Source organism: Aeromonas popoffii, from assembly GCF_037818705.1.
Taxonomy (GTDB): Bacteria; Pseudomonadota; Gammaproteobacteria; order Enterobacterales; family Aeromonadaceae; genus Aeromonas; species Aeromonas popoffii.
Window position 1 is genome coordinate 923,948 of the sequence record NZ_CP149129.1, and the last position, 16,296, is coordinate 940,243.

At 58.1% G+C, this 16,296-nt stretch carries 14 protein-coding genes; 12 read left to right on the forward strand and 2 right to left on the reverse strand.

Going from position 1 to position 16,296, the window contains the following annotated elements:
* Positions 1-86: 86 nt before the first annotated feature.
* A complete protein-coding gene (gene glnD / locus WJM78_RS04495; protein WP_339014027.1) occupies positions 87-2,774 on the reverse strand; it encodes a bifunctional uridylyltransferase/uridylyl-removing protein GlnD in 2,688 nt (895 codons plus the stop codon).
* A 64-nt stretch (positions 2,775-2,838) separates the two neighbouring features.
* Complete coding sequence (gene map, locus WJM78_RS04500; RefSeq protein ID WP_108537428.1) at positions 2,839-3,627, reverse strand: type I methionyl aminopeptidase; 789 nt, start codon at positions 3,625-3,627, stop codon at positions 2,839-2,841.
* Positions 3,628-3,989: 362 nt separating this feature from the next.
* Between map and rpsB the strand changes: the two genes are divergently transcribed.
* The 12 genes from rpsB (at position 3,990) to fabZ (ending at position 16,293) form a co-directional block, all read left to right on the forward strand.
* A complete protein-coding gene (gene rpsB / locus WJM78_RS04505) occupies positions 3,990-4,718 on the forward strand; it encodes a 30S ribosomal protein S2 (RefSeq protein ID WP_005312073.1) in 729 nt (242 codons plus the stop codon).
* Between the two features lie 104 nt (positions 4,719-4,822).
* Positions 4,823-5,704: a translation elongation factor Ts gene (tsf, locus tag WJM78_RS04510; protein ID WP_212513615.1), complete on the forward strand. Its 882-nt coding sequence runs from the start codon at positions 4,823-4,825 to the stop codon at positions 5,702-5,704.
* 71 nt (positions 5,705-5,775) lie between these two features.
* On the forward strand, positions 5,776-6,510 hold the full coding sequence (gene pyrH, locus WJM78_RS04515; RefSeq protein ID WP_042038153.1) for a UMP kinase: 735 nt from the start codon (positions 5,776-5,778) through the stop codon (positions 6,508-6,510).
* 103 nt (positions 6,511-6,613) lie between these two features.
* Positions 6,614-7,171, forward strand: a complete 558-nt coding sequence (gene frr, locus WJM78_RS04520; protein ID WP_287146108.1) for a ribosome recycling factor — start codon at positions 6,614-6,616, stop codon at positions 7,169-7,171.
* A gap of 72 nt (positions 7,172-7,243) precedes the next feature.
* A complete protein-coding gene (gene uppS / locus WJM78_RS04525) occupies positions 7,244-8,020 on the forward strand; it encodes a polyprenyl diphosphate synthase (protein ID WP_042038156.1) in 777 nt (258 codons plus the stop codon).
* A gap of 26 nt (positions 8,021-8,046) precedes the next feature.
* Positions 8,047-8,904, forward strand: coding sequence for a phosphatidate cytidylyltransferase (locus tag WJM78_RS04530; RefSeq protein WP_042038158.1), 858 nt, complete (start codon positions 8,047-8,049; stop codon positions 8,902-8,904).
* Between the two features lie 132 nt (positions 8,905-9,036).
* A complete protein-coding gene (ispC, locus tag WJM78_RS04535; RefSeq protein ID WP_339014036.1) occupies positions 9,037-10,230 on the forward strand; it encodes a 1-deoxy-D-xylulose-5-phosphate reductoisomerase in 1,194 nt (397 codons plus the stop codon).
* Between the two features lie 82 nt (positions 10,231-10,312).
* On the forward strand, positions 10,313-11,665 hold the full coding sequence (gene rseP / locus WJM78_RS04540; protein ID WP_042038162.1) for a sigma E protease regulator RseP: 1,353 nt from the start codon (positions 10,313-10,315) through the stop codon (positions 11,663-11,665).
* Positions 11,666-11,699: 34 nt separating this feature from the next.
* On the forward strand, positions 11,700-14,123 hold the full coding sequence (bamA, locus tag WJM78_RS04545; RefSeq protein ID WP_042038164.1) for an outer membrane protein assembly factor BamA: 2,424 nt from the start codon (positions 11,700-11,702) through the stop codon (positions 14,121-14,123).
* Between the two features lie 148 nt (positions 14,124-14,271).
* Positions 14,272-14,784: an OmpH family outer membrane protein gene (locus WJM78_RS04550; RefSeq protein WP_042038165.1), complete on the forward strand. Its 513-nt coding sequence runs from the start codon at positions 14,272-14,274 to the stop codon at positions 14,782-14,784.
* 3 nt (positions 14,785-14,787) lie between these two features.
* Complete coding sequence (gene lpxD, locus WJM78_RS04555; protein WP_042038365.1) at positions 14,788-15,807, forward strand: UDP-3-O-(3-hydroxymyristoyl)glucosamine N-acyltransferase; 1,020 nt, start codon at positions 14,788-14,790, stop codon at positions 15,805-15,807.
* Between the two features lie 24 nt (positions 15,808-15,831).
* Entirely contained in the window at positions 15,832-16,293 is a 462-nt protein-coding gene (fabZ, locus tag WJM78_RS04560) for a 3-hydroxyacyl-ACP dehydratase FabZ (RefSeq protein ID WP_042038166.1), read from the forward strand.
* Positions 16,294-16,296 lie beyond the last annotated feature (3 nt).

A 16,296-nucleotide genomic window follows, 5' to 3' on the forward strand; every position in this document is an offset into this window, starting at 1 on the left:
TGTTTTTAAGGGCTCAAGCCGATTTCTTCGGGAGAACGGTGATTTATTGTGCTTAAGTGGTCCAACCATTTGTTCTGCTTGATAAATCAGGATGAAGAAAGGCGTCTTGTGAGGCCTTTCTCCGGTCTGTCGCTGCTCTCCTCATCGGCCGACGCCTGGGGGTTGAGCTGATTCACCAGCCGCTCTTCCAGCGCCTGCTGCTCATTCTGGGTCAAGGGGTCGCCCGTCAGGGTGGTGAGGCTGAAGAAATCCTCCACCCGCTCGCCAATGGTGGTGATCTTGGCCGCATGCAGGGAGAGGCCGCACTGCTGGAACACGGCACCGATCCGTGCCAGCAGGCCAGGCGTATCCAGCGCCGTCAGCTCCAGTAGCGTGTGGCGGTTTTCGCCCTTGTGGGGCAGGAAGACGGCGCGGGTCGGTACGCTGAACTGGCGGTGGCGCCGCGACAGCGGCTTGTTGCGCAGCACCAGCTTGCCCGGCTCCTGCAAGGCTTTCTCCAGCGCCTTCTTGATGGTGGCGGTGCGGTTGGGGCTGATGGGCTCGCCACTCGGCTCCAGCACCACGAAGGTATCCAGCACATAGTCGCTGCGCGAATTCATGATCTGGGCATCGTGGATGTTGAGGTTCTTCTGATCCAGCGCCGAGGCCACTGTGGCAAACAGGTTTGGGGTATCGCGACAGTAGATGAACACCTCGCTGCCCCCCCGGGTCGGATGCTTGCCGATGATCACCAGCGGGGCCGGGTTGTCGCCATGCGCGATGATCTTGCGACAGTGCCAGGCGATCTGCTCCGGGCTGTGGCGCAGGAAGTAGTCAGCCTTGAAGTCGCTCCACAGCTGGTTGATGGCCGCTTCCGGCACGTCACGCTGGGCCAGGATCTGTTTCGCCTGACGCTGGTTCTCGCGAATGCGCAGCCGCATGTCGGGCGGATTTTCCAGCCCCTGGCGCAGCGCCTTCTGGGTGGCGAAGTAGAGTTCGCGTAGCAGGGTGCCTTTCCAGTCGTTCCAGAGGCTGTCGTTGGTAGCACAGATGTCGGCCACAGTGAGGCAGTAGAGCAGGTCGAGATGTTGTTCGTCGCGTACTTTCTGGGCAAAGTCGGTGACCACCTCGGGATCATAGATGTCGCGGCGCTGGGCGGTGACTGACATCAGCAGGTGGTGGCGCACCAGCCAGGCGACCAGCCTGCTCTCGTAGCGATCCAGGCCGTGCAGCTGGCAAAACTCCAGTGCATCCACGGCGCCGAGCTCGGAGTGATCCCCGCGCCGGCCCTTGGCGATGTCGTGAAACAGGGCGGCGATACTGAGCAGCTCCGGCTTGCGCAGCCGGGTGAACACTTCATGGCAGAGCGGGTGGCTCTGGCGACTGGCCGGATTGGGGAACTGGTGAATGTTCTTGAGCAGCCGGTGAGTGTGCTCATCGACCGTGTAGGCGTGGAACATGTCGAACTGCATCTGGCCCACGATGAGATTCCACTGGGGCAAATAGGCCGCCAGGATCCCGTATTTGTGCATCAGGGTGAGCGGCTGACCTATGCCGTTGGGGTGGCGCAGCAGCGCCATGAACAGGCGACGGCACTCGGGCAAATCCTGCAGCCAGCAGTTGAGCTTGCGGCGCGCCTCGCGCAGCTGGCGCAGGGTGGCGGAGTGGATGCCAGCCATCTCGGGATGTTGGGCTATCTGGTAGAAGAGCCGCAGTATGGCGGCGGGCTCACGGCCAAACAGCTCGGCATCCACCGCGTCGATGAGGCGACCACGGAGCTGGAATTCGTCAGAGAGGCGGCGCACGTCCATGGCGGTGTTGCCGAGGATAGCTTCGTCAAACAGTTGCAACAGCATCTCGTTGAGCTCCGAGACCCGCCGCACCGTCTGATAGAAGCGTTTCATCATCTGCTCGACCGGGCTGTTGCCGTCCCCCTCGAACCCCAGCATCTGGGCTACGGTGCGCTGGCGGTCGAACAGCAGGCGGTTGTCGCCCTTGTTGATGGCCATGTGCAGGGCGAAACGCACCTTCCACAGGAAATTCTGGCAGTCGAGCAGCTCACGATACTCGGCCCGGTTGAGAAAGCCGTGGCTGGTCATCTCGAACAAGGTGGTGGCGCCGAAATGGCGGCGGGCGACCCAGGCCAGGGTCTGGATGTCCCGCAGTCCGCCCGGATTGCTCTTGAGATCCGGCTCCAGCTTGTAGGCTGTGCCCTGAAATTGCTGGTGGCGCAGCGCTTGCTCTTCGCGCTTGGCCTGGAAGAACTGCTCGCTCGGCCAGAAGTGCTGGGGGCCGGTTGCCTCCTTGAGTTGCTGGAAGCCTTCCAGGTTGCCGGTGATGTAGCGTGCCTCGATCAGGTTGGTGGCGACCGTGATGTCGGCGCGGCCCTGCTCTATGCATTCAGCCACGTTGCGTACCGCCTGACCCACCTCCAGCTTGAGATCCCACAGCAAGGTGATGAATTCGCCGATGCGCAGCCCCAGCACCTCGTCCAGCTCATCGCCTTCATAGAGGATCAGCAGGTCTATGTCGGAGTGGGGGTGCAACTCGCCACGGCCATAGCCGCCCACTGCGATCAGGGTGAGCGCCGTCTTGTCGAAGCCGAACTTCTGCCACAGCCGGGTCAGCAGATCATCCATGTATTCGGAGCGGGTGGCCACCAGTTCAATGATGTTGTCACCGGCATCGAAACGGGCGTGCAGCCAGCCGAGAAAACGGCTCAGATACTCTTTGCAGTTCTCGCGGGTGAGCTGATCGTCGGGTAACAGATGGGGGGAAAGCAGGCTGGCATCCATGGCATCTCACACTCTCGGTCTGGCCGGATAAAGATCAACCCCGGCGTGTGGCCGGGGTTGAATATCAAACGTGGCGGATAACACGCTCAATGGTGTCATCGGGGCGCAGGGTGAGCACCTCGCAGCCATCCTCGGTTACCAGCAGGGTATGCTCCCACTGGGCGGAGTCGCCGCCATCCTTGGTGGTCACGGTCCAGCCATCTTTCGGGTTGATGCGGCAGTGATACTTCTTGCTGTTGACCATGGGCTCGATGGTGAAGCACATGCCCGGCTTGAGCTCCAGCTTGCCGCCATTGCGGTAGTGCAGGATCTGCGGCTCCTCGTGGAATTCGCTGCCGATGCCGTGGCCACAGTAGTCGCGCACCACGGAGAAGCCAGCCTTCTCGACGATGGGCTGGATCAGGGCGCCTATTTCGGTGATGCACATGCCGGGGCGCACCTGCTTGATGGCGGCATACAGGCTCTCCTGGGCAACCTTGCACAGCTGGCGACGCAGCGGTGTGGTCTCACCCACGATGAACATGGCGGAGGTGTCGCCGTGGAAGCCATCCTTGATGACAGTGATGTCCAGGTTGATGATGTCCCCTTCCCGCAATTTCTTGTGATTGGGGATGCCGTGACAGATGACGTCGTTCACCGAGGTGCAGATGGACTTGGGGAAGCCGTGGTAGTTGAGCGGGGCCGGGATTGCCTGCTGCACGTCGACAATATAGTCGTGGCACAGGGTGTTCAGCTCGTCGGTGGTGACGCCAGCCTTGACGTGGGGGGCTATCATGATTAGCACATCGGCGGCCAGCTGGCCGGCAACGCGCATCTTTTCAATCTCTTCCGGTGTCTTGATTTTAATGGACATGGGATCTCTCTTGGGGCCTGACTGCGCATACGGTCGATGCCCAACAATCAGGTAATGAAAAATAGATGCGTTTGCAATCAGGCCAAAATTTTATCCCCAACCCCCGTTTACTTCCAGTGTGATTGTCATCACAACGTCAAATCCTCTGTCTGGCATCCAGCAGAGGGATCCATTTTTAGCACTCCGGCCGGTGGTGTCCTGGCCAAAGTTATGGTATAAAGCGCGCCGGAATGGGGAACTTGCGTCCGCATTTCATCACCCTTACTCAATAACACACACACATCGACACCTGTACCGGGGTGCCCCTTTGGGGTCGGTTACATGGGATGTGTGGAGGCCTAACCCCAATACAGAGGTATAAAATGGCTAAAGTTTCTATGCGCGACATGCTGCAAGCCGGCGTTCACTTCGGTCACCAGACTCGTTACTGGAACCCGAAAATGAAGTCCTACATCTTCGGTGCCCGCAGCAAGGTTCACATCATCAACTTGGAAAAAACCGTTCCGATGTTTGACGATGCCATGAACTTCATCAGCTCCGTAGCTGCCAAGAAGGGCAAGGTACTGTTTGTAGGTACCAAGCGTGCCGCGTCTGAAGCCGTAAAAGATGCCGCCGGTCGTTGCGACCAGTTCTATGTCAACCACCGCTGGTTGGGTGGCATGCTGACCAACTGGAAAACCGTTCGTCAGTCCATCAAGCGCCTGAAAGATCTGGAAACCCAGAGCCAGGACGGTACCTTCGAAAAGCTGACCAAGAAAGAGGCGCTGATGCGTACTCGCGAAATGGACAAGCTGGAGAAGAGCCTGGGTGGTATCAAGAACATGGGCGGCCTGCCTGACGTGCTGTTCGTTGTCGATGCCGACCACGAGCACATCGCTATCAAAGAAGCCAACAACCTGGGTATCCCGGTAGTTTCCATCGTTGATACCAACTCCAACCCGGACGGCGTTGATTACGTCATCCCGGGTAACGACGATGCTATCCGTGCCGTACAGCTGTATCTGAATGCTGCTGCTGACACCGTACTGGAAGCTCGCGCTCAGGACATCGTTGTTCAAGCCGAACAAGATGGCTTCGTTGAAGCTGAGTAATTGATAAGGACTGAAAAGCCCTTATTAACCAAGCTGATGTAATTGGTTAGCAGGGGCCCTTGTGGCCCCTGTTTCTTGTCAATTCAAGACCGAGGATACTGGACATGGCTAACGTTACTGCCGCCCTGGTAAAAGAACTGCGCGAGCGCACTGCTGCTGGCATGATGGATTGCAAAAAAGCACTGGAAGAAGCTGCTGGTGATATCGAGCTGGCAATCGAGAACATGCGCAAATCCGGTCAGGCCAAAGCCGCCAAAAAAGCAGGCCGTATCGCTGCTGAAGGCGTGATTTTCGCCCGTACCGAAGGCAACATTGCTGCCATGATCGAGCTGAACAGCGAAACCGACTTCGTCGCCAAAGATGCCAGCTTCATGGCAATGGGCCAGAAGATCGCCGATATCGCTGCGACCCAGAAAATTGCTGACGTCGACGCCCTGAAAGCGACCGATTTCGGCAACGGTGAGTCCATCGAGCTGACCATCACCAACCTGATCGCCAAGATCGGTGAGAACATGAACCTGCGTCGCGTGATGCTGGTTGAAGGTGACAACCTGGGCACCTACGTTCACGGTTCCCGCATTGGTGTTATCACCAAGCTGACCGGTGGTTCCGCCGAGCTGGCCAAAGATCTGGCCATGCACGTTGCAGCCAACAGCCCGCAATTCGTCAAGCCTGAAGACGTGTCTGCTGAAGTCGTTGCCAAAGAGCGCGAAATTCAGATCGACATCGCCATCAACTCCGGCAAGCCGAAAGAGATCGCCGAGAAGATGGTTGAAGGCCGCATGAAGAAGTTCACCGGTGAGGTTTCCCTGACTGGTCAACCGTTCGTGAAGGATCCTGCCATGACGGTTGCCGAGCTGCTGAAGAAAGAAGGCGCTGACGTTGTCTCCTTCACCCGTTTCGAAGTGGGCGAAGGCATCGAGAAGCAAGAGACCGATTTCGCTGCTGAAGTTGCAGCCCAAATCGCGGCCGCTCAGAAGGCCTAACCGAACCGGTTTTTCCGTTTCCCCAGACCGCGACTTATGTCGCGGTCTTTATATGACCAGGAATCAGTGACATGAGTACCAATCCCAAGCCTGCATACAGACGTGTTCTTCTGAAGTTGAGTGGTGAAGCCCTGCAAGGATCCGAGGGTTTTGGCATTGATCCGGCGGTGCTGGAACGGATGGCCCAAGAGATCAAAGAACTGGTTGAGCTGGGTGTTCAGGTCGGTCTGGTCATCGGTGGCGGCAACCTGTTCCGTGGTGCTGGTCTTGCCAAAGCGGGCATGAACCGCGTGGTGGGCGACCACATGGGTATGCTGGCCACCGTCATGAACGGTCTGGCTATGCGTGATGCCCTGCATCGTGCTTATGTGAATGCCCGTCTGATGTCTGCCATCTCTCTGCAGGGCGTCTGTGATTCCTATAGCTGGGCCGAGGCCATCAGCCAGCTGCGCGCCGGCAAGGTAGTGATCTTCTCTGCCGGTACCGGCAACCCCTTCTTTACCACCGACTCCGCGGCCTGCCTGCGCGGGATCGAGATCGAAGCCGACGTGGTGCTCAAGGCCACCAAGGTCGATGGCGTATTCACGGATGATCCGGTCAAGAACCCGGATGCCGTGCTGTACCATGAATTGAGTTATGATGAAGTTCTTGAAAAAGAACTCAAAGTGATGGATCTTGCTGCTTTTACTCTGGCCCGTGACCATGATCTGCCGATCCGCGTGTTCAACATGAACAAACCGGGTGCGCTGCGTCGGGTTATCATGGGTGAGCCGGAAGGCACCCTGATCCACCACATCGGCAAGTAAGGCAAGAGATCAGGCTGGAAGGCGCTCTTAATTCATTACGCCAGCAAATAAATATGATAGACACGAGCCGCGTGGCGGCTCGTTCGCCAAAAGGAAAACCACTGTGATCAACGAGATTAAAAACGACGCCAAGGACCGTATGGCCAAGAGCGTAGAGTCGCTCAAGACCCAGATGTCCAAGATCCGTACCGGCCGTGCTCACCCGAGCCTGCTCGACGGTATCCAGGTTGAGTATTACGGTGCTGCCACTCCTCTGAAACAGTTGGCCAACGTGGTGGCAGAAGATGCTCGTACCCTGTCCATCTCCATTTTTGACCGCTCCATGATCCAGGCGGTAGAAAAGGCAATCCTGACCTCTGATCTGGGCCTGAACCCGTCCAGCAATGGCCAGACCTTGCGCGTGCCCTTGCCGCCGCTGACCGAAGAGCGTCGCCGCGATCTGACCAAGATCGTCCGTGCCGAAGCCGAAGGTGCCCGTGTGGCCGTGCGCAACATCCGTCGCGATGCCAACGCCGACCTGAAAGCGCTGCTCAAGGACAAAGAGATCTCCGAAGACGACGACCGTCGTGCCCAGGAAGAGATCCAGAAACTCACCGATGCCTTCATCAAGCTGGCGGATGACGCCCTGGCCGCGAAGGAAAAGGAGCTAATGGAAATCTAAGTCTCTGACAGGTATATTACGAGCGCCGTGTAGTGCCCCTGCACGGCGCTTTTGTCTTTGTGGGAGAAATGAATGTCGCTTTTGGCAGCGTTAGGTAATTGTGCCAACTCGTCCTTGCCTCGTCATGTGGCCATCATCATGGATGGCAACGGGCGCTGGGCTCAGAACCGTGGCAAGATGCGGGTCTATGGTCACAAGGCGGGCGTGAAGTCTGTTCGTGAGGCGGTGACCTTTGCCGCGCGCGCCAAGATAGAGGCGTTGACCCTGTTTGCCTTCTCCAGTGAGAACTGGCGGCGGCCGGAAGGGGAGGTCAGTGCCCTGATGGAGCTGTTCCTGACCGTGCTGGGCCGTGAGGTCAGTAAACTGCACAGCAACGGGATCCGGCTCAAGGTGATCGGTGATACCGCCCGCTTCAGCGACCGCTTGCAAGCCAAGATCGCCAAGGCCGAGGCCCTGACCGCCGACAACCAGGGGCTGACCCTCAATATTGCCGCCAATTACGGTGGTCAGTGGGATATCGCCCTGGCGGCCCGTAAACTGGCCCGTGCCGTGGCGGCAGGCGAGCTGGACGCCGATGCCATTGATGAGTCCCTGCTGGCCGGACAGGTCTGCATGGCCGACCTGCCCCCTGTGGATCTGCTGATCCGGACCGGCGGCGATCATCGCATCAGCAATTTTGTGTTATGGCAGCTCGCCTATGCAGAGCTCTATTTTACCCCGGTATTGTGGCCCGATTTCAACGAGGCCGAGTTCAGTGAGGCGGTCGCCTCTTTCGTTGCCCGCGAGCGTCGCTTCGGGTGTACGGGTGAACAGATACGGGAATTGATCGCCGAGCATCAGACCGGCTAAATCCCCTCCCAAGAGAGAGGTTTCTTTTGCTAAAACAACGAATTATTACCGCATTGCTACTGGTTCCCCTGGTGTTGGGGGCGCTATTTTTTCTGCCGTTGAAATTCTTTGCCCTGTTGGCAGCCTTGGTGTTTCTGTTGGCCAGCCGCGAGTGGAGCGGCTTCGTTTCTGCCCAGCCGCAGCAATGGTTGCCGCTGGTGTTCTGTCTGCTGCTCGGTGCCAGCCTGTTCCTGCTGCCGGTCGAGCAGCTGTGGACTCCTCATCTGAACCCGCTGGTGATGGGTGTGCTCTGGACCGCGTGCAGCTGGTGGCTGCTGGGGCTATTGCTGGTATTGCGTTATCCCCAGAGCGCCAAGCTGTGGAAAGAGTCCATCTGGCTCAAGTCCCTGTTCGGTCTGGTGACCCTGGTGCCCTTCTTCTGGTCCCTGGTGGCTATCCGTGGTTACAACTTCTATCACGACCCCATGATGGGGTCCTGGATCCTGCTGTTCGTCATGGGGTTGGTCTGGGCGGCAGATTCTGGCGCGTACTTTTTTGGCAAGGCTTTTGGCAAACACAAGCTGGCACCGGCCGTCAGCCCGGGTAAAACCATCGAAGGCATGTTTGGCGGCCTGTTTACTGCCAGCCTGCTGGCCGTTGCTGTGACCTGGTTCATGGATTTCGTGCCCGCCAAGATGGCCATTGTGCTGTTTTGCTCCCTGCTGGCGGTGCTGGCATCCGTACTCGGCGATCTGACCGAGAGCATGTTCAAGCGGGAGGCGGGCATCAAGGATTCTGGTACCCTGCTGCCCGGTCATGGCGGCATTCTCGACCGGATCGATAGCCTGACGGCCGCCCTGCCGGTATTTCTGCTCAGCTATCTGTTGCTCAGCCAGGAATTCTGATGCCTCACTCGCTGATGATCCCGGGAGCGTCCGGCTCCGTCAGTCTGTTACTCGTTCAGGAGTGTTAATGAATAGTCTGATGATCTTGAAGGCTTTCGGCTCCATCCATCCGTTAGCAAGTCGGGAGTGTTGATGCATAACCTGGTGATCCTGGGCGCGTCTGGCTCTATCGGTCAGAGCACCCTCAAGGTACTGCGGCAGAATCCGGGCCGTTGGCAGGTATTGGCACTGACGGCAGCCCGCAGCGTGGATGCCATGTTGCGCGACTGTCTCGAATTCTCCCCCCGTTTCGCCGTCATGGTGGATGAAGACGCGGCTGCCACACTGGCCGGCCGGCTCAAGGCCCATGGCAGTGTCACCTGTGTACTGTCCGGTCAGGCAGCCCTGTGCGAGGTGGCTGCCCATCCCGATGCTCACAGCGTGATGGCGGCCATCGTCGGTGCTGCGGGTTTGGCACCCACCATGGCCGCCGTGCGCGCTGGCAAGCGTATCCTGCTGGCCAACAAGGAGGCACTGGTGATGTCCGGTGCTTTCTTCATGGAGGCGGTGCGCGAGTACGGTGCCGAACTGCTGCCCATCGATAGCGAGCACAATGCGATTTTCCAGTGCCTGCCCGAAGCCATTCAGCGTCAGCCCGGCTTCTGCGATCTGGCGGGAGCGGGCATCAGCAAGATACTGCTGACCGGCTCCGGCGGCCCGTTCCGCTACACCAACATTCAGGAGCTGGCGCATGTCACGCCAGCCCAGGCCATTGCCCACCCGAACTGGTCAATGGGGGCCAAGATCTCGGTGGACTCCGCCACCATGATGAACAAGGGACTGGAGTACATAGAGGCGCGCTGGCTGTTCAATGCGGCGCCCGAGCAGATCCAGGTGGTGATCCATCCCCAGTCCGTCATCCACTCCATGGTGCAGTACAAGGATGGCTCCGTGTTGGCACAGCTTGGCAACCCGGACATGTGTACACCCATCGCCCATGCCCTGGCCTATCCACGTCGTGTTGAGTCTGGGGTGGAACCTTTGGATTTCTTCAGTGTCGGAGAATTCAGCTTTATCCGGCCCGATTTCGATCGCTATCCCTGCCTGGCGCTGGCCATGAGTGCCTGCCAGCAAGGACAGGCGGCGACCACGGCGCTCAATGCTGCCAATGAAGAGGCCGTTGCAGCTTTCCTTGCAGAGCGGATCGGTTTTATGGATATTGCCAGAGTCAATGAGGCCATCATGGCGGCACTGGGCAGTTCTGCCGTGGGGTCACTGGATGATTTGATTGCGCTGGATAGTGCGGCCCGTGCCCGTGCTCACAATTTGATTGAGGAGCTTAGCTGATGAGTGGTATTTCGTGGCATTGTGCTGCCTTTATCCTTGCCTTCGGGTATCGGACCCTGCATGAAATCGAGGTGGCGGACTGATGGGCGGCGTGTTGTGGAACATCGGTGCCTTTATCGTTGCCCTCGGGTTGCTGGTTGCGGTTCATGAATTTGGCCACTTCTGGGTGGCTCGTCGCTGTGGCGTCAAGGTCGAACGCTTCTCCATCGGTTTTGGCAAGGCGATCTGGCGTCGGGTTGGCAAGGATGGCACCGAGTATGTGCTGGCGCTGATCCCGCTCGGCGGCTACGTCAAAATGCTGGATGGCCGGGTCGATGAGCTCCAACCCGGTGATGAGCAATATGCTTTCAATCACAAGAGTGTCTGGGCACGCATGGCCATCGTCGCGGCGGGCCCGATGGCGAACTTCGTGTTTGCCCTGTTTGCCCTCTGGCTGATGTTCATGATCGGCGTCCCTGCCGTCAAACCCGTGGTGGGGGAGGTGCGTCCCGCCTCCATAGTCGCAGCGGCCGGGATCGAACCCGGCATGGAGATCGTCGGTGTCGGCGACAAGGCGACCGGTGACTGGGAGAGCGTGACCTATGCCCTCATCAGCCACTTGGGCGATGATTCCATGAAGCTCAAGCTGAAAGCGGCCAATACCAGCTATGTGGTTGACAAGACCCTCCAGCTCGATGGCTGGAAGTTCGACCCGGACAAGGAGTCACCCATCGGCAGCCTGGGGATTGTGCCCCTCGGCGGCAAGGTTCTGCCCGTGGTCGAGGCCATCGTGCCCAAGAGCGCCAGCGAAAAGGCCGGCATTCTGGTCGGTGATCGCATCAAGCGGGTGGGCGAGCAGGAGGTCACCGAGTGGGCCCAATTCGTGCTCGAGGTGCAACAGTCTCCGGAGCAGCCATTGCTGCTGGTGGTGGAGCGGGCGGGCAGCGAGCTGACCCTGACCCTGACCCCGGATGTGAAAAAAGTGCGGGGCCAGCTGGTCGGTTTTGTCGGCCTGTCACCGCAACTGGTTCCATTACCGGATGAGTATCGAATTCTGTTACAGTATGGGCCTTTACAAGCCCTGTGGCAGGGCGCCGAGAAGACTTGGAGCCTGACCACTCTGACCTTTGACATGATTGGCAAGCTGATTGGTGGCGTTGTTTCGCTGGATAATCTGAGCGGCCCCATCTCCATTGCCAAGGGCGCAGGCAGTAGTGCCGATTACGGTCTGGTCTATTTCCTCGGCTTTCTGGCGCTGATCAGCGTCAACCTGGGGATCATCAACCTGTTTCCCCTGCCGGTGCTGGATGGTGGCCATCTGGTCTACTTCCTCATCGAGGCAGTCACCGGTAAACCGGTATCAGAAAAAATTCAGGAAGTGGGTTTCAGGATCGGCGCCGCCATTCTGATGTTACTGATGGGCATTGCGCTGTTTAATGATTTCGCTCGCCTCTGAGGCCAGAGCATCAACAAGGACACATAAGAACAAAATGGCTGTTAAAAAAGCATTGGTGTTGAGTTGCCTGCTGGGTGCCAGTTTCCTGGCCCAGGCGGCCCCTGCCTCTTTTGTGGTGCAAGATATCCAGGTCGACGGCTTGCAGCGAGTGACGCTGGGAGCCGCCCTGTTGAACCTGCCGATCCGGGTTGGCGATACCGTCGATTCCGTGACCCTGGCCAACGCTATCAAGAAGCTCTACTCCTCCGGTAACTTCGAGGACGTGAGGGTTTATCGTGACGGTCAGGTGCTGCAAGTGGCAGTCAAGGAGCGGCCGACCATCTCCAGCATCGAGTTTTCAGGTAACAAGGATATCAAGGAAGAGCAGCTGACCCAGAGTCTGGAGTCTTCCGGCATCCGGGTGGGTGATCCGCTGGATCGCACCGTATTGAGCTCCCTTGAGAAGGGTCTGGAAGATTTCTACTACGGCGTGGGCAAATACTCTGCCAAGGTCAAGGCCATCGTCACTCCGCTGCCGCGCAACCGGGTTGACCTCAAGTTCACCTTCGTGGAAGGGGAAGCGGCCAAGATCCAGCAGATCAACATAGTCGGCAACAACGTATTCCCGGAAAAGAAACTGCTGGCCCAGCTCTCCCTCAAGGATGATGTGCCCTGGTGGAATTTCACCGGTGATCAGCGTTACCAGAAGCAGAAACTGGCCGGTGACATCGAGACCCTGCGCTCCTACTACATGGACCGTGGCTACATCCGCTTCACCCAAGAGTCGACCCAGGTCTCCATGACCCCCGATAAAAAGGGTGTTTATGTCACTCTCAATATCAAGGAAGGGGACCAGTACAAGGTCTCCGGGGTTCAGCTCAAGGGCGATATGATCGATCGTGGCAGTGAGATGAAGGCCCTGATCCCCATAGAGGTGGGTGGCATCTACTCCGCCAGCCAGGTAACCCATACCGAAGAGGTGCTTTCCAAGTTCCTCGGCCGTTACGGCTACGCCTATCCGAAAGTGGTCACCTTCCCGCAGGTCAATGACAAGACCAAGGAAGTGGAGCTGATCGTCAACATAGAGCCGGGTCCCCGTGTCTATGTGCGCAACATCAACTTCAGCGGCAACGTCACCACCAAGGATGAAGTGCTGCGTCGCGAGATGCGTCAGATGGAAAGCACCTGGCTCTCCTCCGACAGCGTCGAGCAGTCCAAGACCCGCCTCAACCGCCTCGGCTTCTTCGAAACTGCGGAAGTGGACACCAAGCGGGTTCCTGGCAGCGATGACCAGGTTGATCTCGACTTCAAGGTCAAGGAGCAGCCAGCAGGCTCCATCAACGCCGGTGTGGGCTATGGTACCGAATCGGGCCTGAGCTTGCAGGCAGGCCTGCAGCAGGACAACTTCATGGGGACCGGCAAGAAGATCGGTATCTCCGCCAGTACCAACAAGTACTCCAAGAGCGTCGACCTCAGCTACAACGATCCTTACTTCACCGTGGATGGGGTCAGCCTGGGTAGTCGTCTCTACTACAACAAGTTCAGTGCGGCCGATGCCAACATAGTCGACTACGAGAACACCACCATCGGCTATCGCCTCTCCAGTGGTTTCCCGGTCAACGAGAACAATCGCCTCGACTTCAGCCTGGGGCTTGAGAACAACAAGCTGTCCCAGCCCAACCCCTATCTGCAGGTGGATGAGTTCTGGAAGATTTACAGTGACAACAAGGATGGTGACAACCGCATGACGTTCAACACCGTCGACGTCACCGCAGGCTGGACCCGTTCTACCCTCAACAAGGGGATGTTCCCGACCGCAGGTGACCGTCAGCGTGTGAACGCCAAGGTGACTGTTCCCGGCATGGATCTGCAGTACTTCAAGTTGAACGCCGAAGACGCGCACTACTTCCCGTTCGATGCGGATCACCAGTGGGTGCTGATGACCCGGGCCCGCGTCTCCTACGGCAACGGTTACGGCAGCAACGGCAACTATGACCACGTCTTGCCGTTCTTCGAGAACTACTTCGCGGGTGGTTTCGATACCCTGCGTGGTTTCAAGAGCAATACGGTGGGTCCGAAGGCGCTCTACTACTACAACCTGAGTGGCAATGACGTCATCCAGGGGACCGACAGCTCGGTGGGCGGCAACGCCCTGGCGGTGGCATCCCTCGAGATGATAGTGCCGACGCCGTTTGCGTCCGAGACCTATCAGCCTCAGCTGCGCACCAGCTTCTTCATCGATGCCGGTTCTGTCTGGGATACCACCTTCGACTATGACCAGTTCAAGAACCGCTGTTTCAGTGGTTGTAACTATCTGGCCGACTATTCGGATCCGACCAACTACCGTGCCTCGGCGGGTCTGTCGCTGCAGTGGCTTTCCCCCATGGGACCGCTGGTGTTCGCGATTGCCCGTCCGCTCAAGGAGTACGAGGGCGATCGCACCGAGTTCTTCTCATTCAACATCGGCCGTACCTTCTAAGGACGGACGCACCCCCACCCATGCGGTGGGGGTATTCAATGATGGGACGCGCATCTTGCGTGCCTCACCAGGTAACAAGTCGGTCCGGGTACCACTTGCATAATCGGGTAAATCAGGTAGCCCTCACATGAGGGAACAAGGAGTAAGTGTGAATAAAGCGTTGAAAGTAGCTGGTTTGAGTTTTGCACTGATGGCTGCCGGCATGGGATCCGCCTTGGCCGAGACCAAAATCGCTGTGGTTGACATGGGCGAGGTATTCCAAAAGCTGCCCCAGCGTGAAGCTGTCTCCAAGAAGCTGAAAGGTGAATTCGAGCCGCGTATGCGTGAGCTGCAGAAGCTGGAAGCCGATGGTCAGCAACTGGTCGAGAAGTTCAAGAAAGACGAAGCCTTCATGAGCGCCGAGCAGAAGAAGCAGAGCCAGGAGAAACTGGCCAAGCTGCAGATGGAGTTCAACCAGAAGCGTCAGGCGTTCGAGCAGGACAACGGTCGCCGTCAGTCCGAAGAGCGCGGCAAGATCCTGACCAAGGTGCAGGCTGCTATCGAATCCATTGCAAAGAGCAATGGTTATGATCTGGTGCTGGAGCGCAATGCTGCCCCGTATGCCGCCAGCAAGCTGGACATCTCTGCCCAGGTTATTTCTCAGGTAAGCAAGAGCAACTAATTGATGGCATTCACTCTCGCACAGCTGGCCCAGCAACTGGGGGCCCAGGTCCATGGCGACGGAACCCTGGAAATCCGCAAGGTAGCGACACTGGAAAAGGCCGGGGAGGGGGATATCACCTTCCTGTCCAATAAAAAGTACCGGCATTATCTGGAACAGAGCAAGGCCACGGCCGTGCTCATTACAGAAGCGGATTTGCCATTTTGTTCCACCAATGCCTTGGTGATCAATGACCCCTATGTGGGGTTTGCCCGGGTAGCCCAACTGCTGGACACCACGCCGCAACCGGCCACGGATATCCATCCGAGCGCCGTCATCGCGGCTGACGTGCAACTGGGCGAGAGAGTGGCCATCGGGGCCAATGCGGTGATCGAATCCGGCGTCGTGCTGGGGGATGACGTGCGCATAGGTCCTGGCTGTTTTGTTGGCAAAAATACCCAACTGGGAGCACGCTCCCGGTTGTGGGCCAACGTCACCCTGTATCACAACATCACCATGGGCACCGACTGTCTGGTTCAATCCGGCACAGTGATCGGCGCCGATGGATTCGGTTATGCCAATGAGCGTGGCGAGTGGATCAAGATCCCCCAGCTCGGTGGCGTGACCATAGGCAATCGGGTCGAGATTGGGGCCTGCACCACCATAGACCGCGGTGCGCTGGAAGATACCTGCATCGCGGATAACGTCATCATCGACAACCAGTGCCAGATCGCTCACAACGTCGAAATCGGTTACGGTACCGCCATCGCGGGCGCGACCACGATGGCCGGTAGTCTCAAGGTCGGCAAATACTGTATCATTGGCGGCGCCGCTGTCTTTAACGGGCACATGGAAATATGCGATCAGGCCACCATTACTGGCATGGCCATGGTGATGCGACCCATTACCGAGCCCGGTGTCTACTCTTCCGGCATCCCACTGCAAACCAATAAAGAGTGGCGCAAGACCGCCGCCCGGGTGATGCGTATCGAAGAGATGCACAAGCGGTTGAGCAAGCTTGAGAAGAAGCTGGATCAAGAATAATCACGATTGGTATAGGGTACTGTTTTGACTACTGAAAAGAAGAGCCTGGGTATCCAGGAAATCATGGATCTGCTGCCCCACCGTTATCCCTTCCTGATGGTGGACAAGGTGGAAAGCTACGAGATCAGCGACGAGCGCAAAACCCTGCGCGCTATCAAGAACGTCTCGTTCAACGAGCCGATCTTCCAGGGGCACTTCCCGGCCAAGCCGGTGTTTCCTGGCGTGCTGATCCTGGAAGCCATGGCGCAGGCCACTGGTATTCTGGCGTTTACCATGGTGGGCAAGCCGTCTCCCAACGAACTCTATTACTTTGCCTCAATCGATAACGCTCGTTTCAAGCGTCCGGTCGGCCCCGGCGATCAGCTGGTGCTTGACGTGGTGTTCCTGAAAGAGCGTCGCGGTATTGCCAAGTTCACCGGTGTCGCCACCGTCGATGGTGAAGTGGTCTGTACCGCCGAGCTGATGTGCGCCAAACGCGAGGTTTAATAC

Excerpts from the sequence above, each read along its gene's own strand:
- glnD (WP_339014027.1), bottom strand. The coding sequence starts at position 2,774 with ATGGATGCCAGCCTGCTTTCCCCCCATCTGTTACCCGACGATCAGCTC.
- map (WP_108537428.1), bottom strand. The coding sequence starts at position 3,627 with ATGTCCATTAAAATCAAGACACCGGAAGAGATTGAAAAGATGCGCGTT.
- rpsB (WP_005312073.1), top strand. The coding sequence starts at position 3,990 with ATGGCTAAAGTTTCTATGCGCGACATGCTGCAAGCCGGCGTTCACTTC.
- tsf (WP_212513615.1), top strand. The coding sequence starts at position 4,823 with ATGGCTAACGTTACTGCCGCCCTGGTAAAAGAACTGCGCGAGCGCACT.
- pyrH (WP_042038153.1), top strand. The coding sequence starts at position 5,776 with ATGAGTACCAATCCCAAGCCTGCATACAGACGTGTTCTTCTGAAGTTG.
- uppS (WP_042038156.1), top strand. The coding sequence starts at position 7,244 with ATGTCGCTTTTGGCAGCGTTAGGTAATTGTGCCAACTCGTCCTTGCCT.
- ispC (WP_339014036.1), top strand. The coding sequence starts at position 9,037 with ATGCATAACCTGGTGATCCTGGGCGCGTCTGGCTCTATCGGTCAGAGC.
- rseP (WP_042038162.1), top strand. The coding sequence starts at position 10,313 with ATGGGCGGCGTGTTGTGGAACATCGGTGCCTTTATCGTTGCCCTCGGG.
- bamA (WP_042038164.1), top strand. The coding sequence starts at position 11,700 with ATGGCTGTTAAAAAAGCATTGGTGTTGAGTTGCCTGCTGGGTGCCAGT.
- lpxD (WP_042038365.1), top strand. The coding sequence starts at position 14,788 with ATGGCATTCACTCTCGCACAGCTGGCCCAGCAACTGGGGGCCCAGGTC.